Genomic DNA, 21253 nt, shown 5'->3' on the forward strand with positions numbered 1-21253 from the left:
AACATAGAAGAAAAGACAGATTCTGCAAGTCTTGCCCAGTTCCCATTGGTTTACGAAAACGCTGAGCTTCAGAATATACTGACTCCTATAGCCGGGCATTTCCATCTCCAGTTAACTTATCAGAACGAGTCGGCTCGCCATATCCGTCTCTTCCTGCAACTGGAGAAGAACATGAGTCTGGATGATATCATCGAACTGTTGAATCATTTCGAGAAAGTGAATATTCGTCATGAAGGTCAAACTTTAATCGTAGAATAAGATGAAAAGATTAAGATATATCATGCTGCTGGCAGGTCTGATGAGCCTTTCTCTTCAGACCATCTATGCCCAACGCATCACCCGCAGCTTCCGCAACACTTCTATGTCAGAAGCGCTCACCATCCTTGCCAAGAGCACCAAGGATTATCGTATCAACTTTATGTATGATGAACTGGAAGATTTCACGGTTACCACAAGTATCGTGAAGCGAACAGCTCCGGATGCCATCCGCCAGATCATGGGTTTCTATCCGATGAAGATGACGATAGATGGCGAAAACATCTTTGTGGAGTGTACGCAGAAGACTCCCACCAAGATGATAGGTCGCATCATCGACAATAAGAAACGCCCTGTAGATTTCGCCAATGTAGCCCTGCTGAATGTTCGTGATTCTTCATTGATAAATGGCGGCGTGACGAATGAGAACGGCCAGTTCGTGATTCCCTGCGGAGCCAGAAAGGCGATAGTAAGAGTAAGTTGCGTGGGCTATCATACCGCTGTTGATACTTATAATACAGGTAAGATAGGAACTATCGTGTTGCATGAGAATACGATAAACCTTAAAGGCGTGAAGGTAAAAGCTATACGCCAGAATATAAAGTTGGGCAAAGAGGGAATGCTTGTGGATATAGAGCACTCAGAGCTAAACAAAATTGGTACAGCAACTGATGTGTTGCGCGAAATGCCTCGCGTTGATGTCAGTTCGGATGGAACGGTGAATGTGTTTGCCAAAGGTTCACCGATTATTTATATCAACAACCGACAGGTGAACGATCTCAAAGAGCTTCATCAACTGAAGTCGGATAATATTAAGAATGTAGAGATAGTAACCGCTCCTGGTGCCAAATACAATGCGGAGATTAAGTCTGTAATTCGTATCAGGACAATTCGCCGTCAAGGCGAAGGATGGAGTGGCGAGAACTATACTACTACAAAGTTCAACAAGTGGTGGGGTGGTTCGCAATACCTATCGTCAACATATCGCACAGGAAAAGCAGAAGTGTTTGGCGAACTTTGGGGAACAACGACACCAGGCGGTGAGGATAATGTGTTGTCTACCAAAATCAATGGCACGAAGAATATATTTATAGAACAGACTTCACCGATTAAGTATCGCTCAAAGGGAACTGGCGCAAAGGTTGCTTTTGCTTATTCTATAGATGATGACAATACATTTGGATTGAGCTATGAGAATCAGTATGGTTCGGGCAAAGGAGGAACGACCGACTCTTATCAGAAGATAATGGAAGACGGGGTGCAAACAGCATTCGTAAACGAAGCGACCAATATAAGTGATTGCTTTAGTCCGGTGCATAATGCTAACGCCTATTATGTGGGTAAGATTGGTAAATTGGGTGTGGATTTCAACGCCACTTATTTCTGGAAAAAGAAAGGCAGGACTATGTCAATCAAAGAAAGCAGCGCAGATATTGAGAGTCGCGACGTACATACACGTAACAGACAGCATAGTGACATGGCTGCTGCCAAACTCATTTTGTCTTACCCCGTTTGGAAGGGAGCACTAAGTGTAGGCTCCGAATTTATTTCATCCCGTATTCGTGGCGAATATGCCAATGCCGAGCAATATGTAGATGCATCGAATACAAAGATTAACGAACAGAGCATAGCCGGCTTTGCTGAGTATGGTTTGAAGTTTGGAGCATTCTCTGCAAATGCAGGTGTAAGATACGAATATGTAAAGTCCGATTATTATTATTTCGGGGAATTGCAGACTGAGCCGAGTCGTAGATATTCCGATTGGTTTCCTTCTGCTTCCATGTCATGGAACAGTGGCAAATGGGCATTGCAACTTGCCTATACCTGCAAGACACGGCGCCCAAGCTATAACAGTCTGCGAGATGAGGTGCAGTATGACAACCGCTATACTTATGAGGGGGGAAATCCTTATCTCCGTCCATGTATAACAAATAATGTTGATTTGAATGTGGCGTACGACAGGTTGTCGTTGAATGCTGGCTACAACTATATAGACAAGCCGATGGTGTGGGTAGCCACACTCTATCAAGGCAAAGACATTGTTTTTCTACGCAATGTCAACTTCAATAATAGTCAGGATGTGTATGTTTCGATAGTGGCTTCGCCCCGTTTTGGTTGGTATAATCCTATGGCAGAGATAGACTACACACAGTCGTTCTTGTGTACTGACGGTTTTGATGTCAACAAACTGTCAAACAGACCATGCTTCAACTTCCGTCTAAACAATCGTTTCAAAATAACGCCTACACTAAAGGCTTTTCTCAATATGAGATATAAGACGGGTAGGCTTAATGACCTGCAAAAAACAAAGTCATTTGCTCGTGTGGATATGAAATTCACAAAGTCGTTCCTCAACGACGCTCTTGTAATAGGCGTTTATGCCAACGACTTGTTCAAGACCGACACGGAACAATGGACAATGTATGGCAGCCATACTGTAATGGAAAAAGATTGTTATGGCTATGAGCGTTGTGTAGGTATGAGCTTATCTTATAACTTCAATGCCACCAAGAGCAAGTATAAGGGTACGGGTGCTGGTAATGCAGAAAAGAGCAGATTATAGCTCATTTTTAAAACACGGACAGATTGAATTTGTCCGGACAAATTGTCCGGTTGGTTCTAAGTATCTGATATTTAGGATATTATAAGCCGACGGACAAAGGGTTCGGACAAATTCAATTTGTCCGTGTTATTTTTTTCTGTGGTTTTGGAGTCAAAATCAGGCTTTTTCAGCTTTGTTTCCTATAGCTTTTCTCCCCGTAACTCTATGACTTTTGGATGTTAACTCTATGAGTTAGATTCGTTAACATAAAGCTCTAAAGCAGCCAAAGGAGAATAAGAGAGGTTGGAACGTAAACAGTTGGGAATGAGTAGATTTGCACAAAGTTGCCAAATCGGCATAAAGCAAGCGAGTGAGGAATATTGAAGTAGTTCAGTTACTAAATCGTGAGCCACAGTTACCTATGCAAAGCAGGTAACAATGCGGAAAGGCAACTTTGTGCATCAACGGATTTTATTGCGCTGATTCTCAATGTTTTGCGTATCAAGGAACGCTTACAAAATGATTATATTTGCACACTCAAAATGTAAGCGTTATGAAAATCGAAAAATTCAAGGTGTTGCTCTACCTAAAAAAGAGCGGAATGGACAAGAATGGAAAAGCTCCCATCATGGGACGCATCACGGTGAACAGGACTATGGCGCAGTTCTCCTGCAAGTTGTCTTGCACTCCATCGCTTTGGAATCCTCGTGCCAGCCGATTGGAGGGCAAGAGCAAGGAAGCCGTGGAAACCAACAAGGACATCGGGCAGTTGTTGCTTTCCATCCAAAAGGCTTTCGATGTGCTTGTGGAAAAGAGAACGGACTTCGAGGCTAAGGATGTCAAGGAGGCTTTGCAGGGCAGCGTCAAGACACAGACCACCCTTCTCTCCTTCGTGGACGAGCATATCAGTGAACTCAGCACCCATGAGGGCATCGATATGTCGAAGAGCAGTGTCTGGACTTACAGAAAGATTCGCAAGAATCTCGCTGAGTTCATCGGGGAGAAGTATAGGTTGACTGATTTGGCTTTCGGACAGCTGACCGAGCCTTTCATCAGTGACTTTCACCATTACTTGCTTGACGAGAAAGGCTTTTCATCAGGAACCATCACCATCTATGTGTCGCTCTTCAAGAAGATGTGCCGCATCGCCTTTGAGCGAGGCTTGTGCAAGAACCTGCTGTTCGCCCATTATCGGGTTGGCACTCCAAAGGTTACGACACCCAAGGCTCTCAGCATGTCTGATTTCATAAAAATCCGTGATGCGGAACTGCCCGAAGACAAGCCGAGACTATCCGTTAGCCGTGACCTGTTTCTTTTCGCCTGCTATGCAGGAACAGCCTTCATAGACACCGTTTCCATCACGAAAGCCAATGTCAAGGTGTTGGAGGATGGCGACAAATGGCTCATCTATAACCGCAAGAAGACCGGAACACTTGCCAGGGTGAAACTCCTGCCCGAGGCGTTGGAGCTGGTGGCGAGATACGAGGACGGGGCAAGAGATACCCTTTTCCCATTGCTGAGCACGAATCGTGTTCGTATCGATCTCATCACCATCTGCAAGTTGGCGGAAACGAGCAAGACCTATTCCTACCATTCGGGACGACACTCGTTCGCCAGCCTCATTACGCTGGAGGCTGGTGTGCCGATGGAGACCATCTGCAAGATGCTCGGTCACAAGGATGTGAAGATGACGCAGCGGTATGCGAGAGTGACCCAAAAGAAGCTGTTTGAGGACATGGACAAGTTCATCGCTGCAACCGAGAAGGACTTCGTTCTCGCATTATGAACAAGGCTTTCAACTTTTCTTTTTACAGTTTCAACTACATTATTATATTATAAGGACAACAACTATGAGCAGAAGTACATTTTCAATTTTGCCTTACATCAACAGACAGAAGGTGAAGGCAGACGGAACAGCCAACATACTTTGCCGCATCACCGTTGACGGCAAAAGCGCAGCCATTTCCACAGGCATATCCTGTACACCACAGGAGTGGAACGCCAAGAAGGGAGAGGTACGGAACGCAAGGGACAACGGACGATTGGCAAGTTTCCTTGCTGAGGTCAAGGATAAATACAACTCACTTCTTACCGCCAATGGCATCATCACCGTGGAAATGCTGAAGGCTGTGTTGAAGGACAAGGACACGACAGGAAGGTTCTTGCTGAACTTTGGTGATACCATCGTGGAATGGTATCGAACCTCAAAAGCCAGACAAACCTTTCTGCACAAGCGAACATGGCAGAAGAACCTGAGAGCCTTTGTCCATTCGTTGGATAAGGACGACATCGCCTTTGAGGACATAGACGAGAATTTCGGAGAGGAATACAAGCTATTCCTGAAACGAGACCAGGGACGCATCGACAGCTACGTGAACCATTGCCTTCTCTGGCTGAACATGTTGATGTACAAGGCAGTGGACAGGAGCATTATCCGCTTCAATCCCATAGCCAGGATAGGGTATGAGAAGAAGGCAGCCCCGAAAATGACCCATATCAGCAAGGCAGACTTCATCAAGATGCTCTCTACCCCGATGGCTGACGAGCGAACGGAGCTTGCACGCAGATGTTTCATTTTTGCCTCGCTCACCTCCTTATCCTATATAGATGTAAAGAAACTGTACCCTCACCATATCGGGGAGAACTCCGAGGGTAGGAAGTTCATCCGCAAGGAAAGAGAGAAGACAGGCGTGGAGTTCTTCGTGCCGCTCCATCCGATAGCCGAGAAGATTCTTTCGCTCTACAATACCACGGACGACAGCAAGCCTGTTTTTCCACTGGGTGAGAAGAAAGACATCTATCTTGATGTGCATACCCTTGGAATGGTGCTTGGCATAAGTAATAAGTTGGGATTCCACGCCAGCCGCCATACATTCGGAGTCTTGATGCTCAACGAGGACATTCCCATCGGCAGCATAGCCAAGATGATGGGACACGCAGACATCACAAGCACACAGGTCTATGCGCAGGTGACGGAGCAGAAGATTTCAAATGACATGGATAAGCTTATTGCCAAGCGAGAAAGGAACAGATTATCGAACGAAAAAACTATTGGAAAATGAACAGAGGAGTTATAACTATCAGCGAGAGCGGAACGGTATCCATGCCGACCGATACTGTATGGATGACCATGCAGGAGATTGCCGACATGTATAATGTGTTCGGCTGCTATGTGCGCAAGGCTGTCAAGGCTGTATTCAAGGACGGCATTCTGAAAGAGCAGGGTGTACGCCGTCATGTCAGGAAGAACGACCGCATCAGCTATGATGTGTATAGTCTTGAACTCGTCATTGCGGTATCCTTCCGTATTGACAGCATTGAGAGCAGAGCCTTTCGGGAGTTCATCATGCAGTCCGTCATCGGCAGACAGACAAGCCGCACTAAACTGGTCTGTATCTTTACAGAGAATGCAATGGCATAGACCTGCCATAAAGCAACGTTCCTTGGAGGCTTTGCGCCTCCAGCCACTTGGGCGAACCACCGCAGTGTGTTTTAGCATGGTATTAGATTTATACAGGTAACACAAATGATACCCGGCAAACACGAACAACTCGGTATAGCCAATAAAACGAGGCGACAACCTATAACAGCCACGCTCGGTAAGTTATACGTTGTCGCCTTGTTCATTTCACACACTCATCAAGGATATTCTCCTATACACCTTTCATTCTGTACGCCTCACGATAGTTAGCCATCAGAATCTTCTGAATGTCGGACTCGCGGTAGAGTATCTTTCCGCCAAGCTGGATATACGGGATGACACCGTTGTTTCGGTAGTCCTGCAGGGTTCTTCTGCTCAGTTGCAGCCTGGCACAAAGTTCCTTGTCCGTCATGAACCGCTCACCGCCAAGCATGGGGCGGTAGTTCATCACGGCACGTTCAAAATTGTCAACCATTCGGTTGAGGTGGTTCACGATGTGGTTCATCCACTCGCTGTTTCTTGTCATTACTTCATTGCTCATAGTTGTCTCGTTTTATTATTGATACTTACGTTACTCGGTTTACTTGCTGCATAGGATTAAGTGGCTGTTGTATATTGACAGCCTAACCTGTGCGCTTGCGAAAGCGCATGTCCTTTTTCTTGTCCTCCACTACTGCTACGATAGCCATCACGTCCTCCGGCTTGTAGTAGGTCTTGTGGCTGATTTGCGTATAAGCCAAAGTTCCGTTGTCCCGAAGCGTCTGCACTGTCCGTGGGCAGATGTTGAGCGTCTGACACACGTCCTGCGTGTCGAGCCACTTGTTCATGGTCTTGTCCTCACTGCGCTCACGGATTCTGTCCATGCGCTTCACGAAGTTCTCCAACTGGGCATCAAGATAGTTGAATGCCTCTTCCTCGAATACGATGAATCCCATACTTTTCTTTTTTCTAAGTTAATACTATGTTATATGTCGCAAAGCTCCACGCATATGCTGTGCTCCACGTTTGTGAGTGCAAAGATAAGGCACGGCAATCTAAAAACAAGCGTTTTCAATTTCTGTGGCAGTATGTTGCCGGGGTTTGCCGACTTCAACGCCAAAAACAACAAGAAAAACTTGCACGACTGCAACGGATACATGAACAATGATGAGTTGAGAAATACGTTGAAGTTCTCACAACTATCTCGGTATGCAAATAAGCAAGCCACAACTAAATTGCCACGTTACACCCAATCAGTTGCATGGCTGCACTCAGTACACTTACTTTGCATCCGACAATCGGTCAATGGTGCAAACCGTGACCACTATACCAACAATTTAAACAAGTTAAGCTATGGCAAGAACAAAAGAAACGAAAATGTTTCCTGAACAGCAGGAGAAAATGACACAGGAGGTGGTGGCTTCGCTTCAATCATCCACTTATGGTAAAGACTATGCCCAAAAACATAGCTCTTTCTTTGAAGAGGTGGAGAACTCCGATTTAGAAGTTGTGACAGAGGATGTGGCTGCAACAACCTCCAACATGGAGGACGAGCTGACGAACGAGGTTCAATCGCCACCGAATCCGCAGAAGCGCATCAGTGGCAAGCAGCGCAAGGCGACATTGGAGGAGTATCAGCAGACCTTCCTCCAAGTTCCAAGGATTGACGACCGCAAGCCAGTCTTCGTCAGTTCCGATGTACGAGACCGTCTTGATCGTGTCGTCCGCATCCTCGGAGGGAGACGCATGAGCGTATCGGGCATCATCGAGAACATCGTGCGCCACCACCTAAGCCTTTATGAAGAGGACTTCGAGGCTTGGCGCAAATTGTGAGAATTAAGGTCTGCGACCTTGGACGTGGATAGCTGAAAGGCTGTAGTTCCAACTAACGTGTTCTGAGAGGGAGCGAGGTTATGTTTTGGAAACCCCAAAACGCCTCGCTCCACCATGAGGGCGGAGAAATTTTGCTCCCGACGGTCGCAGAAAGTGAGTGTACCAACTGTAAACAGTATATCGAATGACAAGCATACAGGAACAGGACAAGAGAAAGGGCGGAAGACCGCCCGCAGGCAGGGTTCGCAAATTGTCGAAGTCTGTCACGGTGAAGTTCTCAAAGCCAAGCTACGAGGCATTGAGACTGAGGGCGAGAAAAGCCAACCGCAAGTTGGCGGAGTACATCCGTGAGTCCGCCTTGAACGGCGAGGTGGTCAGCGGACACAACGCTGAGACGATAGCCATCGCTAAGAATCTCATTGGCATGGCGAACAACCTCAACCAACTTACCAAGCTGTCGCATCAGAGAGGTTTCCACGAAACCCATGTGTATGTGGTGGACTTGTTGAGAAGATTGAAAGCCATCCTTGGCGAGTATCGCCAAGCAAGTCCAAAATCGAAGCCATGCGGAATAGGCAGAAAGGAGGATGCTACATGATAGGCAAGCTAAAGAAGGGCAGCTCATTTGGTGGTTGCATCCGCTATGTTACAGGCAAGGACGAGGCGAAAATCATCGCCTCGGATGGTGTGTTACTCGGTACGAATGCCGAGATAACGCAAAGTTTCGAGCTACAGAGGCAGCTAAATCCAAGGATTAAGAAGCCTGTGGGACACATTGCATTGAGCTTCAAACCAGAGGACAAGCCACGTTTGACGGATGAGTTTATGACTAAGATTGCCCTTGAATATATGCAGATGATGTGCATCACCGATACACAATTCATCATCGTAAGGCATCACAATACGGACAATCCACATTGTCATATCGTGTACAACCGCATTAATAACGAGGGCAAACTCATATCAGATAGGAATGATTACAGGCGTAATGAGCAAGTGACCAAGAGTCTAAAATCCAAGTATGGGCTGACTTACGGAACGGACAAAAGCAAGACTAACACTCGCAAATTGCGCAATGCTGAGCGAGCCAAATACGAGATTCACAATGTTGTCAAGGATGTCTTGAAAGCCGCAGGTAGTTGGCAGAAGTTCAAGAATGAACTCGCAAAACAAGGTGTTCATTTGGAACTTGTATATAAGGACAAGGAGCAAACCAAGGTTCAAGGCATCCGTTTCTGCAAGGATGGATATAGCTTCAAGGGTACACAGATTAGCCGAGACTATAGCTTTGGCAAACTGAATGCGAGATTTGAGGGAACGGAGAACCTTTTATCAGCAAGAGCCAAATCTGCTCAGCAATATGAGCAGGGCTGTCACAAGAATGAGCAGATGCCATTCATGTCGGAGAGCAGTCAGGATCCTTGGAATGGTATTTCTTCCATTGGGCTTTTTGCTTCTGCCAACGTACAGACCTTTGAGCCATTCCCAGAGGATGAATCAGTCAAGAAGAAAAAGAAGAAACGCAGAAGAGGCTTTAGCCTTTGATGCAAGTTACAAACCATTCAAACAACAAAAGAAATATGAAAGAAGAACTATTGGAAGCCATCTACGGCACAGTTGAGAGATTGGAGCAGAAAGTCGATGAACTTTCTGCTTCACCAAAGAATGCAGAGGCTGGAAGCATTCCTGTCCCTGTAAGTGTTGATACATGCAAGCTTGAAAAAGCCATCCTTTCTATAGCTGTAAAAGAAGGGGAGTCTATTGACAAATTGGCAAGATTAAGAGAGGCTATCTGTATCTTTACCGACCTTACCAAGAAAGAAGCAAGTAACAGAGAACAGCGAAGCAAGCTCTTGTTTGATACGGTTAAGCAGCTGAAGCAAGAGCAAGATGCTGCATCAATAGACCTGCAAGAGCGACTTGACAACATAAGCAATGCACCTCAGAAGAAGATTGTTACCCATCGCTTCGAGCCAACTTCAAAGTCTGTTCTTCTTTTCATTGGTGGCTTGGCTCTATCTCTTGTTATCTCCATTTGGGGCAATCTCACCCAATGGCGAGAGCATCAAGATTGGGAAGAGGCAGACTTGAAGTATCGAGCATTGCGAATGGTATTGCCATCTGACGACCCGAATATTCGCTACATAGAAAAGCATTTCTCTGTGCAACGTGATGAAAATGTTATTGACGATGTTCGAAATCGAGTGGCTCTTTATGAGGATTCTATCCTTCGTCACTATGAAATGGTAAAAATGGGTACATATAAAGACAGCGTTGTTTATAAAAACCTACGAGGATTTCACTAAGTAACATGTAAAAAATATCTTGTGCAATTTTTATCGTACACTCTTAGGAATAGCACACTACTATCGTTAATTTTCTGCGCAAGTTATTTTTTGAACATTACTAAAATAAAGATTAAATTGAAATAGCTACCTACAATTTATAATAGAAATAGGCAATAGCATTCTCTATGCCTATTTCTAGAAAAACACCTTTTATATGCATGTTTATTAATCTTTAACATAAAAAATATGTGATAACTCTGAAAAAATACTTATATTTGCATTATGAAATAGTCTTTAAGTAATAGTTGTTCATTTTTTAAAAGATTGCAACATATAGGAAAAAGACTTTAGTAAAATAATAGGCATTAATTTGTTTGTTAATAACAATAGCATTATGAATAAAAAAATTGTATTGAATTGGCTTCCTCCTGCTAGTACAGACATGCCTTCACCGGCCATGACTGTACTGAAAGGTGCATTACAAAAAGCTGGCTTTAATTGTAAAATCTTATATTGGAATATTCTCTTTGAGGATATTATAAGATTTTATTTGCGAGAGTCTTCAATGGACAAAATATCAGAAGTTGATTATTTAGGAGTATTTTATGCCTACATCGCAATAGAGAAAAATGATAAGGATGCTTTGTTAAAACAAGAGATTATTTTAAAATCATTAAATCCACACTATTTTAGTTCTTCTTTTGATTTTAAAAAGCATATAAGGGATGCTGTGTCATTATTGAAAAATCGTATTAAGGAAGTCTTAAGCTCTGAGTTACAAGAGACTCCTTTTATGATGGGATTTTCTATGAATCTTTTTCAATGGATTCCTGCTTCAATTTTAGCAAAAGAAATAAAGATTCTTTACCCAAACTGTAAGATTGCTATTGGAGGAATTGGTAATCCAAATCTGGCAAAAGCTTTTCTCCAAAATTTTCCTCAATTTGATTTTGCATTATGGGGAGAAGGAGAAATTAGTCTTGTGAAATTGGCATTTAATTTGGATAATCCTGCGATTGTTCCTCATATGGCATATCGTGTAAAAAATAACAATATCGAATTGTCACTTCAACGTATTGAGAGTTATCCTTCACTAAATGACTGCTTCAATAGTGATTTCGATGATTATTTCAATGTATATAAGGGAACGAGGGATAAAATAAATTTAACAATTGAAAGCAGTCGTGGATGTCATTGGAATAGATGCAAATTTTGTTTCTTGAATCAAGGTTATCGTTATCGAGTAAAATCGCCAGAAGATATCATAAGCGAAATTCGTTTTTTGATATCCAAATATAATGTGTTCAATTTTTCATTTCTTGATAATGATGTTATTGGCAATGATTATTCTCGTTTTCATAACCTATTAACCTTGTTATCTGGTTTAAAGCAAGATTATCCTAATTTTAAGATTAATTTGGCAGAAATTATTACAAGAGGTATTTCCAAGACGGAAGTAAAAGAAATGGCCTTGGCTGGTTTCGTTTATGTTCAAATAGGATACGAATCCGTCAGTGACAATATACTTGTAAAGATTAACAAGAAAAATAGTTTTGCTAGCAATCTTTTGTTCATTAAATGGGCAATTGAGTATGACATTAACGTAGTAGGATTAAATGTACTAAGAGGTTTATTAGACGAAACAGATGCAGATATACTAGAAAGTATTGATAATCTGTATTTTATGAGGTTTTATAAAAGTGTAGGCAACATCAAGCATAATGTGTCTATGCTAGCTGTTAATGAAATGTCACGCTATTATAAGGAAATATGTTCAAACGGAAAGACGAACGAAATGTATTATGACCCTGTAATGGAACGACTACCTAAGGGGTATGTTCGTCATGACGATGAATTTAAAATCTATCAATTGGTAAGGAAATATCAAAATCCACTTTGGAATAATTTTGTTGCAACAGACCATTTTTTTGATGTGCATACCTTCTCATACAAGTTGATTGTGTTATCAAATAATACAATAATTTATCAAGAGAGACGAGATAACATAGAGGTTAATACTTTATCTTTTGAAAGGAACGGTATTCATTGGAAAATATTGATGTTTTGTAATGAAAAAGTTCGGTCAATAACAGAAATTTTAGAACATTTTAAAGCAACTTCGGAAACAGATATTAAAGATACAATAACTGCCCTATATAGTCAAGGGCTTCTTTATTATAGCATTTTCAGAGAAGAATGCGTAAGCATAATAAATACGAATAAAATAATTTAGGTATGAAAGAAATTAAGAAAATCTCGGTGCAGGAGTTGGATATTCTTGCCCAAGAAGCTGCTTCACTTAAAGGTGGACAGACCGTTAAGCCATTCACCAATGATGTCCAAACTAATAAGCATAGTATTGTTGCTCCTGCACCTTACAAAGGGGAACCCGGGGTACACGGTTCTTTCTATATTTAAAAAAGGTATAAGAATGGTTAAACAAAACGACAAGAATAGTCTCGGCCATTTTGCATATTAAACTCACTGCAGTTTAAAGTTATGACAGGGCTATTCTTGTATCTATTTAAATGGTAATATGAGACATCTTCGTTTGTTATTTCTTTTAATATTAGTTTTTGTTGGTATCAAAATGTGTGCAAGTAACAACTGTGATACAATACCAACTCAACAACTTAATGAGATTATCATCAAAAGCAATAAGCCTCATATAAAAGATGAAAATGGCATTTTAGTTGTGAACTTAACTGAAATTGTCAAAGATAAACCTGTAAGCAATATATTGGAGGCTCTTGGATATATGCCTGGTGTCACAAATAATAATGGCATGATTTGGCTGACAGGAGCGTCTAATGTCACAATTATTGTTAACGGAGAATTGACAAATATGCCATTGCAAAATCTTTATCAGTTGCTCTATACAACACCTGTTGACCGTTTAAAGAATGTTGAAATTATGTATTCTGCTCCTGCAAAGTATCATGTCAATGGAGCAGTTATTAATGTTGTTTTAAATTCACCAAAGCCACTTGATGGATTACAAGGGCAACTTCGCACAGGTTATAATCAGGCTCATTATTGTTCTTATGGTGGAGCTTTGTCTGCTACATATGCCATTAAGGATTGGACATTTGACCTTAATTATGGTCTGTCAAGAACTAAATCTTGGGGACACGAACATACATTTTCTAACCATCTACTTAACGGAACATATACAATGATAGAAGATGATATGCACCGAATTGGAAATAACTGGGCGAATACTATATACACATCAATGGGGTGGAAATCATTAAAATTGACCTATAATGGGCAAATTGTATCTGATTCAAAAATAAGAAGTTTATATGTAGGCTCCCTTGGTCGCTTTAACAATAACTACAATTTTGAGTCACCAATAAATTATCACAACATAGCATTAAGATACGAAACTCCTATTGGTATGACAGTCGGAGGTGATTATACCTATTATAATGAAAATAGGGAACAATTCCTTTCTCAAAATTTTACAGACTTGTTAAATTCGACAAATAGTCAGATTATTAATCGCTTTCATCTTTATGTGGACCAAGAGCATCTGTTGAAAAAATGGAAACTAAATTATGGCGTTGAATACCAGCGCTCAATTGACCATAGTTTACAGGTATATCAATCTGTAGAAATGGGTAAATTCAAGAACACACTAAATGAAGATGTAGTCAGTGTATATGTTGGCACGGAGCGTTCTTTTGATTGGGGACTGTCATTCAATATTTCGAGCAAAGGTGAATTTTGCCACAATAATTATCAGAACAACTGGAGCTTTATTCCGCAACTTGGTGTTACATATCACAAGAATCCCAAAAGTATATTCCAAGTCAATCTTAGTTCACAACGTATATATCCATTATATTGGGAACTTCATGGTGGAACAAATTATATAAACAATTATATTGTGTCCATAGGAAATACATCTCTCCTGCCATATGTCAACTATTCTACACAGTTTAATTACATTTTTAAACAGAAATATGTAGCTACGCTGTATTTCCAATATGATGACAAAGCAACAGTTTGGTTGCCATACCAGTCTCCGAATACGCAGAATCTAATCTACCAGACTATAAATATGAATTACAAACGTTTGGTAGGTATCAATCTACACTGCCCATTCAATATTGGGGATGTTTGGAATGTAACAACCACTGCCAATTTTTTTAATCAGAGAGAAAAAGCAAGCCATTTCCATGATATAAGTTTCGATAACGATAAATGGATTTTCTATGGCAAGTTTAATAGTTCTTTAAAATTTAGCAAAAATAGTCCCATTTCATTGAGCGTAGATTTTTCATACATATCACCTTCATTACAAGGGATTGCAAACATGTCAAGTATGTGGAAGGCTGATGCGGGAGCTAAATGGCTATTCGGTAGAAAGCTTTGCTGTGAACTTGATTTGAAAGTCGATGATATATTTAATCAGTGGTCACCAACAATGACCATCAACGACAAAGGGCAAGATTACAAAATGAAGGTATTTGATATGACTAGTAATCTTAAGCTGACTTTTATTTGGCGTTTCAATGGCTTTAAGCCTAAGGATTATAGCATTGACACATCACGCTTTGGAACGGGCAAATAGAATATTTTTCACTTGTAAATCGTTTAATTATGAGATATATAGAAATTATTTTTACTTTTTTTGTAGCAATTAGTTGTCATGCACAGTCGGAAGATAGAAAAATCATTTTGATGCGAGAGAATAATATTCCTACTCAAGAATTCCATAATGAACAGATAGATAGTCTCTATAACAATTATAGTATTAATACCTATAGTCCAAAATTGTGGTCCATAGCCCCAATTCATCCATTAGTATTATTATCTTATTGTAGAATCCCTATATATAGTAGTTCGTCTGCCGAACAGGGAATAATATATCAAGGTCATGACATGACATTGTCAGGGATGGTTGCAGTTACTGCATATCCTGGTATGATGAATAAAGAAGAGGGGATGTTAGGATTTTCTTTCAGAAAAGAAAAACTACATTTTCAAGTATCTGGTATAGTAAACAAATATGGTTATTATAACAGTTTGCTTAGACAGTTAGGTATCTTCGGGCAATTAACTTATCAACTTTCGTCTCCGTTTTCATTTACAGCATTTGCATATTACTATGGTAATAATGTTATGCCATTAATGCCAAATGGGGATTTTATGACACCCTCTATGCTTGGCTATTATGAAGTTTCTAGGTTTGGCGGTTATATTAACTATAACCCATCAGAGCATTTTGGAATACAGATGGGAGGACAAGTCGTTGAACGAATGGGACCCAAAAACCATTATGAAATGGAACCAATTGTTACGCCATACATAAATGTAGGACATGGAAAGAAGAAAATAGGAATAGGACTACCTGTGGGACAAATAATATATGGCATATTTGGAAAGTAAGATTCTAACCAATTGAGGTTGTCAGATAGTGTCTTATAGGATAAATGTTTCCAATGAACATCTAGCCGAATAAGAAAAGCTGCATTTATAAATGTTACCTTGTATCATATATTGAGAAATGAGTCTTCTGTTTTATAAGCAACATGACTCCATGCAATGTGGCGTAGCTTGCTTGCAAATGATATGTAAATATTTAGGCAGAGAGTATACGGTGGACTCTCTGTCGAAACTTTGTTTTGCCACAACTGAAGGGGTTTCTCTGCTAGGTATCAATGAGGCTGCAAATACTCTTGGGCTGCATACTGTATGTGCGAGAGCAACTACTGATATGCTAAGTAATGAACCACTACCATGCATCCTTTATTGGAATCAAAATCATTTCGTTGTCCTATATAAGGTTAAAAGGAAAAAGAAATTCTATGTGGCTGACCCTGGAAAAGGATTGGTAACTTATAGCTTAAATGAGTTCAAACAACATTGGATAAGCACCAGTTCCAATGGTGAAGACAAGGGCATTGCTATGTTTCTGGAAACAACTCCTGCATTCTTTACCTATAATATGGAGTGCGAAGAGAATGTCAAAGAAAAAAGATCTTTTCGGTTTCTCTTTGGGTATGTGAAGAAATACCGCAAGTATTTCGGACAAATCATCTTGGGATTAGTGATTGGAAGCCTTTTGCTACTTGTTTTGCCTTTCCTTACCCAATCTATAGTTGATGTTGGCATCAAGAATCAAAACATAGGGTTTGTTTGGCTTATCCTGTTGGGGCAGTTGATTCTCACTATCAGCCGAACGGCTATCGACTTTATCCGTAGGTGGTTGCTGCTTCACATTTCGCTGCGCATCAACATTTCGCTAGTGAGCAACTTCTTCATTAAGCTTTTGAAATTGCCAATGTCTTTCTTTGATACGAAACTCATGGGCGACTTGATGCAGAGAATGAACGACCATAGCCGTGTGAACAACTTCCTCACGCAGCAGACGCTCAACATCACCTTTGCCATGCTCACCTTCGTGGTGTTCTCCGTAGTGCTGTTCTTCTACAACAAGTTGGTGTTTGCCATCTTTCTGTTGGGAAGCATCCTCTATGGAGGCTGGATGACATTGTTCTTGAAGCGGAGAAAGGTGCTCGACTATGAACTGTTCGAGCAACAAGCCATCAACAACAACAAGACCTACGAATTTATCACCTCCATGCAGGAAATCAAGTTGCAGGATTGTGAGCAGCGTAGAAGATGGGAATGGGAGGACACGCAAGCAGACTTGTTCGGTGTGCAGATGAAATCGCTCAAGCTCCAACAAACTCAGGAGGCAGGAAGCATCTTCATCAATGAGGTGAAGAACATCATCATCACGGTAGTGGCTGCAACAGCCGTGATTCATGGACAAATGACACTCGGTATGATGCTTGCCGTACAATACATCATCGGACAACTCAACTCACCAGTGGAGCAACTGATGAACTTCTTCTATTCTCTGCAAGATGTGAAGATTAGCTTGGAGCGTATCAACGAGATTCACCAAATGGATGATGAGAACGGAAAGGAAGGTTTGCAAACTTCCATTGAGGACAAGAATGATGGCATTGACATCAAGACCATCATGTTCAAGTACGACCCACATGCTTTGCGCAAGACCATAGATGATGTGAACATTCACATTCCGCAAGGTAAGGTAACAGCCATCGTTGGCGCATCTGGCAGTGGAAAGACCACCCTCATCCGTTTGATGCTTGGTTACTATCCTGTCTTGGAGGGAAAAATCAACATTGGAAATACAGACATTAACAAACTCAACAAAAAGTGGTGGCGCAGACAATGTGGTGTTGTCATGCAGGATGGTGTTATCTTCTCGGAGAGTATCGCACGAAACATTGCTGTTGACGATGGCGACATAGATAAGAAGCGATTGTTGAAAGCTGCTGAGATAGCTTGCATCAAGGATTACGTGATGGCTTTGCCTCTGAAATTCAACACCAAGATTGGGCGTGATGGCGTGGGACTTAGCCAAGGACAGAAACAGCGCATCTTGATAGCGAGGGCGGTGTATAAGAATCCTGACTACATCTTCCTTGACGAGGCAACCAACTCGCTCGATGCCAACAATGAGAGAAGCATTGTGGAGAACTTGGATAAATTCTATAAGGGTAAGACTGTTGTGATTGTGGCTCATCGCCTAAGCACGGTGAAGAATGCCGACCAAATCGTGGTCATCGATCATGGAAAAGTGGTTGAGGTAGGCAATCATGAGTCTTTGACCGCCAAGCGAGGGGCATACTATAACCTTGTGAAGAATCAGTTGGAATTGGGAAACTAAAATGTTTTTGACATGGAACAGAAAGAAAAAGAATCAGATAATATCGAGTTGAGAAGCGAGAAGGTGAGGAACGTAATAGGTAAAGTTCCTCCTCGCCTCGTCAGCTTGGGGACAGTTATCATTACCATAATAGTCCTCGCTCTCGCAGTTGCTTTCTACAAGATACCTTATCCTATATCCATAGAGGCTAATGGTGAGGTCATCAATCAAAGAATAGTGCAAGTGTTTGTACCATATAAGTATTTGCATCTTTTCGATGAGCCAAGGACAGCTCATGTTTCTTTCGAGGGCAACGACAATGCATCTTATAACTGCAACATCATAAGCCATAATGCCAAGCTCATACATAGGGAAGATGGTAACTATTTTATGGCTATAGCCACAGTGAGTACACAGGGACAAAAGTCCCCTGTGTTGCAAAAGTACATGAAAGCCGATGTCAGAATCATCGTCAGCAACAAAACGTTATGGCAGCAGGTATTCGGATAAGCTATATCCGAATACTGCTGTTTGTTTTTGGATACATATTGTTGGTAAGCATCAGATTTAACTCAAAAAGTTCTAAATTCCGTAAATTTCTCCTTGCTAGTTATGGGATATTTAGAAAATTGTCGTATCTTTGTCCCCGAATTGAGGCGTTCTTTGCATATTGCAAAATACAGAAACGAGCAGAAGTCCGCTCGTTTCCATATTGTTACCTATATAAAATAGGCAAACGCCCAACTTCTTGATTTTCAATCAAAGTCCAATTTAGAGCGAGTTAGAATTCGTTAAGAGATGATGTATGACAAAAAACGGGAATACATTCAGGCTAGGAGGGATGAAGAACTGGATGGAATTGGTAATTTGATGCAGTTATACAAATTTAACGGAAGAGATGTAATGGTTTTGGATAATAATGTGTACTTTTGTACTAGATAATGATGAAATAAAAACATATATAAAACAAAAGATATAGGAACGGATGAAAATGTTAGATTTTAAGGTAAAAAGATTTGTTGGTATTATATTTCATTTGATTTTAGCTCAAATCTGTTTAGCTCAGACTGGTATCGCTGACCAAAATTTCGGAAAGGATACTTTGCAATTAAGGGAGGTTGTTGTTAGAGCAACCCGCCCTTTGGCAAAGTTGAACAGCGAAGGCTTTGTGACAGAAGTCAAAGGTACCGTTTTGGAAAAACTTGGTTTTGCAAAAGACGTTATGGGTATGTTGCCTGGTGTACTGAATAATAATGGTTCCATTGAAGTTTTTGGCAAGGGAAAACCAGTCTTCTATATTAATGGACATATTGTCCGCAATAATATAGAAGTTGAGCAATTGAAGGCTAACCAAATAGATAAGATAACAGTTATAACGAATCCAAGTTCACGTTATGCATCAACCGTAGGTTCCATCATAAAGATAACAACCATTAAAAAGGTTGGGGATGGTTTCTCTTTTGATAACATCGCTACTATTGGTTATCGTAATTATCTGTATGGCAAAGACAATTTGGACTTGAACTATAGAATTGACAATTTGGATGTTTTTGGAACGTTGGGATTTGAGAAAGGCAAGAATACGAACTCTAGTAAAAATGTTCAGAATTCATGGCTCTCGTCACATCATCAGCAGAATACGACTATGAAATCGACACAGCACTCAAAGTTGATTGATGGTAAATGGGGATTTGATTTTTCCTCGTCTCCAAAACTCTCATTTGGCGCATTTTACCAAGTGTCTTATGCTCCAACAAAGACCAATTCGAGCATTATGTCATCATTATATTCTGATGATGTAATTGAAAGTGAGACTTCTGCATACAAGGATATCAAATTAAGAGATTTGGAACATTTGTTAGATGGATATTGCCATGGGGTTTGGGGAAAATGGAATTTGGAAATGACTTTTGATTTAATGTGGAAAAAAACACGTGAAAATCAAAACGTTATAGAGCAAACCGGCATCAATCAGGATTTCGGAATAAAAGATGTTGGGCATGCTAGGTTAATGGCAACGGAATTATATGCGTCACACCCATTTCTTAAAGGTAATTTTAGCTTTGGAGTAGATTTCACCAATAGTAGCCGTGAGGAAAATTCAGAAAGTGAAAATAGCATTATGGCAGGCGAGAACAATAAAATACAGGAGCTGAATATGGCATATTACGTTGAAACTATGCAGCATTTAGGCAATGTAACATTCCGTATCGGTGGCAGGTATGAGCATGTGAACAGTGAATATTTTATAGGTGGCAGAAAAAATCACGAACAGTCACATGTTTATGATAAGTTTTTCCCGACTGCTTCATTGTCTCTGCCCATTGGAAAAACTATGGTGCAGCTGAGCTATTCTAAGCAATGCTATCGTCCATTGTACTCTCAGTTGAGCAACACGGTTCACTATGTTAACAAATATCTCTATCAAAGTGGAAATCCGTATTTGCAACCATCCTATAGCGACAACATCTCTTTAAATTTGAGGTATCGCTGGCTGGCATTAACTGCTAATTATAAAAAGGTGCAAAACCAAATAATAACATCATATACATATTATGATGATGCGAAGACTATTGCTTTGCTCAAAAAGGAAAATTCTAGAAACAGTCTGTCTAACTTACAGATAATGGCTTCTTTTATGCCCGGATTCCTTTGGAAATGCTATTATCCCGTATTGGCATGTGGTGTTGTCTCGCAATTTTACAAGATTGATTACAGAGGAGATATAAAGCACGTGGACAATCCTTTGGTTGTAGTTAAGTTCAATAATATTTTCAAATTCCATAACAACTATATGGCGACAGTAAATTACAGTTGGCGTAGTGAGGGAAATAGTGAGAATATTAAGATGGGGAGTGTTGGACAGATAAATCTTTCTTTGGCTAAGGACTTATCTGAAAAATGGAATGTCAAGTTGTCTGCAAATGACATCTTTAATACTGCCCGCAAAAATACTTTTACCATTTTCAGCGGAATGAATGATGTCTATATTGAAAAGGCTGCGTCTGTAAGGGCAGTGGAATGTATCGTAAGATATAAGTTTAATACAGTTAAAACAAAATATAAAGGTAAAGGGGCAGGGAAAAAGGAAATGGATAGATTGTAACTGTTTAAACTCTATCCTTTCTGGGATATGCTTATCGATTGTTTGTCGTAGTTCATATACCCTTATAAATGCAGCTTTATGCTTCAATTTAACAGGATTTTTCCCTCCGTTTCTTTGCCATTTCCATCTTTTTCCT

Annotated in this window: 18 protein-coding genes; 16 read left to right on the top strand and 2 right to left on the bottom strand. The window is 40.8% G+C overall.

All coding sequences use genetic code 11. The annotated features are described in order from the left end of the window. From ACTQ53_RS04640 to ACTQ53_RS04660, 5 genes are all read left to right on the top strand, one after another. Positions 1–258 (top strand): DUF4974 domain-containing protein (locus ACTQ53_RS04640; protein ID WP_441932243.1); only part of this gene is annotated, 258 nt, incomplete at its 5' end. A gap of 1 nt (position 259) precedes the next feature. Next, on the top strand, positions 260–2818 hold the full coding sequence (locus ACTQ53_RS04645) for an outer membrane beta-barrel family protein (protein ID WP_441932245.1): 2559 nt from the start codon (positions 260–262) through the stop codon (positions 2816–2818). Positions 2819–3350: 532 nt separating this feature from the next. Next, positions 3351–4583: a phage integrase SAM-like domain-containing protein gene (locus ACTQ53_RS04650; protein WP_294967721.1), complete on the top strand. Its 1233-nt coding sequence runs from the start codon at positions 3351–3353 to the stop codon at positions 4581–4583. Positions 4584–4647: 64 nt separating this feature from the next. After that, entirely contained in the window at positions 4648–5859 is a 1212-nt protein-coding gene (locus ACTQ53_RS04655) for a site-specific integrase (RefSeq protein ID WP_294967719.1), read from the top strand. Next, positions 5856–6218 carry a hypothetical protein gene (locus ACTQ53_RS04660; protein WP_288770415.1) on the top strand — a complete coding sequence of 121 codons (363 nt, stop codon included), beginning with the start codon at positions 5856–5858 and terminating at the stop codon, positions 6216–6218. The genes ACTQ53_RS04655 and ACTQ53_RS04660 overlap by 4 nt, the downstream gene beginning before the upstream one ends. A 232-nt stretch (positions 6219–6450) precedes the next feature. Here the strand turns inward: ACTQ53_RS04660 and ACTQ53_RS04665 are convergent, their stop codons facing one another. Beyond that, positions 6451–6759 carry a helix-turn-helix domain-containing protein gene (locus ACTQ53_RS04665; RefSeq protein ID WP_008628594.1) on the bottom strand — a complete coding sequence of 103 codons (309 nt, stop codon included), beginning with the start codon at positions 6757–6759 and terminating at the stop codon, positions 6451–6453. An 82-nt stretch (positions 6760–6841) separates the two neighbouring features. Next, positions 6842–7153, bottom strand: coding sequence for a helix-turn-helix domain-containing protein (locus tag ACTQ53_RS04670; RefSeq protein ID WP_008656559.1), 312 nt, complete (start codon positions 7151–7153; stop codon positions 6842–6844). 397 nt (positions 7154–7550) lie between these two features. On the opposite strand from ACTQ53_RS04670, the gene ACTQ53_RS04675 reads away from it, so the two are divergent. The 11 genes from ACTQ53_RS04675 to ACTQ53_RS04725 all read left to right on the top strand — a co-directional run bounded on the left by ACTQ53_RS04675 (position 7551) and on the right by ACTQ53_RS04725 (position 21117). Continuing rightward, a complete protein-coding gene (locus ACTQ53_RS04675) occupies positions 7551–8030 on the top strand; it encodes a DUF3408 domain-containing protein (protein WP_288770417.1) in 480 nt (159 codons plus the stop codon). 184 nt (positions 8031–8214) lie between these two features. Further along, the gene (locus ACTQ53_RS04680; RefSeq protein WP_294967715.1) at positions 8215–8628 is read left to right on the top strand and encodes a plasmid mobilization protein; all 414 of its coding nucleotides are present in this window, start codon (positions 8215–8217) and stop codon (positions 8626–8628) included. Continuing rightward, positions 8625–9575 carry a relaxase/mobilization nuclease domain-containing protein gene (locus ACTQ53_RS04685; protein ID WP_294967713.1) on the top strand — a complete coding sequence of 317 codons (951 nt, stop codon included), beginning with the start codon at positions 8625–8627 and terminating at the stop codon, positions 9573–9575. Before ACTQ53_RS04680 ends, ACTQ53_RS04685 begins: the two co-directional genes overlap by 4 nt. A gap of 35 nt (positions 9576–9610) precedes the next feature. Then, positions 9611–10336 (top strand): hypothetical protein, encoded by a 726-nt coding sequence (locus ACTQ53_RS04690; RefSeq protein ID WP_294967711.1) that lies wholly within the window; start codon positions 9611–9613, stop codon positions 10334–10336. A 376-nt stretch (positions 10337–10712) separates the two neighbouring features. Further along, positions 10713–12551, top strand: a complete 1839-nt coding sequence (locus ACTQ53_RS04695) for a radical SAM protein (protein ID WP_287073232.1) — start codon at positions 10713–10715, stop codon at positions 12549–12551. Positions 12552–12553: 2 nt separating this feature from the next. Next, the gene (locus ACTQ53_RS04700; protein ID WP_153140028.1) at positions 12554–12736 is read left to right on the top strand and encodes a hypothetical protein; all 183 of its coding nucleotides are present in this window, start codon (positions 12554–12556) and stop codon (positions 12734–12736) included. Positions 12737–12854: 118 nt separating this feature from the next. Further along, entirely contained in the window at positions 12855–14897 is a 2043-nt protein-coding gene (locus tag ACTQ53_RS04705; protein WP_287580034.1) for a TonB-dependent receptor, read from the top strand. Between the two features lie 29 nt (positions 14898–14926). Continuing rightward, the gene (locus tag ACTQ53_RS04710) at positions 14927–15715 is read left to right on the top strand and encodes a hypothetical protein (RefSeq protein ID WP_288770562.1); all 789 of its coding nucleotides are present in this window, start codon (positions 14927–14929) and stop codon (positions 15713–15715) included. Positions 15716–15833: 118 nt separating this feature from the next. After that, positions 15834–18032 (top strand): peptidase domain-containing ABC transporter, encoded by a 2199-nt coding sequence (locus ACTQ53_RS04715; RefSeq protein ID WP_218487967.1) that lies wholly within the window; start codon positions 15834–15836, stop codon positions 18030–18032. Positions 18033–18044: 12 nt separating this feature from the next. Next, on the top strand, positions 18045–18521 hold the full coding sequence (locus tag ACTQ53_RS04720) for a hypothetical protein (RefSeq protein WP_294967704.1): 477 nt from the start codon (positions 18045–18047) through the stop codon (positions 18519–18521). Between the two features lie 481 nt (positions 18522–19002). Beyond that, positions 19003–21117, top strand: a complete 2115-nt coding sequence (locus tag ACTQ53_RS04725) for an outer membrane beta-barrel family protein (RefSeq protein WP_294967702.1) — start codon at positions 19003–19005, stop codon at positions 21115–21117. Positions 21118–21253 lie beyond the last annotated feature (136 nt).

The sequence above is a fragment of the Prevotella sp. Sow4_E9_plate genome (genome assembly GCF_052116205.1).
Taxonomy (GTDB): domain Bacteria; phylum Bacteroidota; class Bacteroidia; order Bacteroidales; family Bacteroidaceae; genus Prevotella.

Bases quoted from the DNA above. Each gene is read 5' to 3' on its own strand.
- ACTQ53_RS04675 (WP_288770417.1), top strand. From the start codon at position 7,551: ATGGCAAGAACAAAAGAAACGAAAATGTTTCCTGAACAGCAGGAGAAA.
- ACTQ53_RS04725 (WP_294967702.1), top strand. From the start codon at position 19,003: ATGTTAGATTTTAAGGTAAAAAGATTTGTTGGTATTATATTTCATTTG.
- ACTQ53_RS04695 (WP_287073232.1), top strand. From the start codon at position 10,713: ATGAATAAAAAAATTGTATTGAATTGGCTTCCTCCTGCTAGTACAGAC.
- ACTQ53_RS04715 (WP_218487967.1), top strand. From the start codon at position 15,834: ATGAGTCTTCTGTTTTATAAGCAACATGACTCCATGCAATGTGGCGTA.
- ACTQ53_RS04670 (WP_008656559.1), bottom strand. From the start codon at position 7,153: ATGGGATTCATCGTATTCGAGGAAGAGGCATTCAACTATCTTGATGCC.
- ACTQ53_RS04665 (WP_008628594.1), bottom strand. From the start codon at position 6,759: ATGAGCAATGAAGTAATGACAAGAAACAGCGAGTGGATGAACCACATC.
- ACTQ53_RS04660 (WP_288770415.1), top strand. From the start codon at position 5,856: ATGAACAGAGGAGTTATAACTATCAGCGAGAGCGGAACGGTATCCATG.
- ACTQ53_RS04680 (WP_294967715.1), top strand. From the start codon at position 8,215: ATGACAAGCATACAGGAACAGGACAAGAGAAAGGGCGGAAGACCGCCC.
- ACTQ53_RS04720 (WP_294967704.1), top strand. From the start codon at position 18,045: ATGGAACAGAAAGAAAAAGAATCAGATAATATCGAGTTGAGAAGCGAG.
- ACTQ53_RS04645 (WP_441932245.1), top strand. From the start codon at position 260: ATGAAAAGATTAAGATATATCATGCTGCTGGCAGGTCTGATGAGCCTT.
- ACTQ53_RS04710 (WP_288770562.1), top strand. From the start codon at position 14,927: ATGAGATATATAGAAATTATTTTTACTTTTTTTGTAGCAATTAGTTGT.
- ACTQ53_RS04690 (WP_294967711.1), top strand. From the start codon at position 9,611: ATGAAAGAAGAACTATTGGAAGCCATCTACGGCACAGTTGAGAGATTG.
- ACTQ53_RS04700 (WP_153140028.1), top strand. From the start codon at position 12,554: ATGAAAGAAATTAAGAAAATCTCGGTGCAGGAGTTGGATATTCTTGCC.
- ACTQ53_RS04705 (WP_287580034.1), top strand. From the start codon at position 12,855: ATGAGACATCTTCGTTTGTTATTTCTTTTAATATTAGTTTTTGTTGGT.
- ACTQ53_RS04655 (WP_294967719.1), top strand. From the start codon at position 4,648: ATGAGCAGAAGTACATTTTCAATTTTGCCTTACATCAACAGACAGAAG.
- ACTQ53_RS04685 (WP_294967713.1), top strand. From the start codon at position 8,625: ATGATAGGCAAGCTAAAGAAGGGCAGCTCATTTGGTGGTTGCATCCGC.
- ACTQ53_RS04650 (WP_294967721.1), top strand. From the start codon at position 3,351: ATGAAAATCGAAAAATTCAAGGTGTTGCTCTACCTAAAAAAGAGCGGA.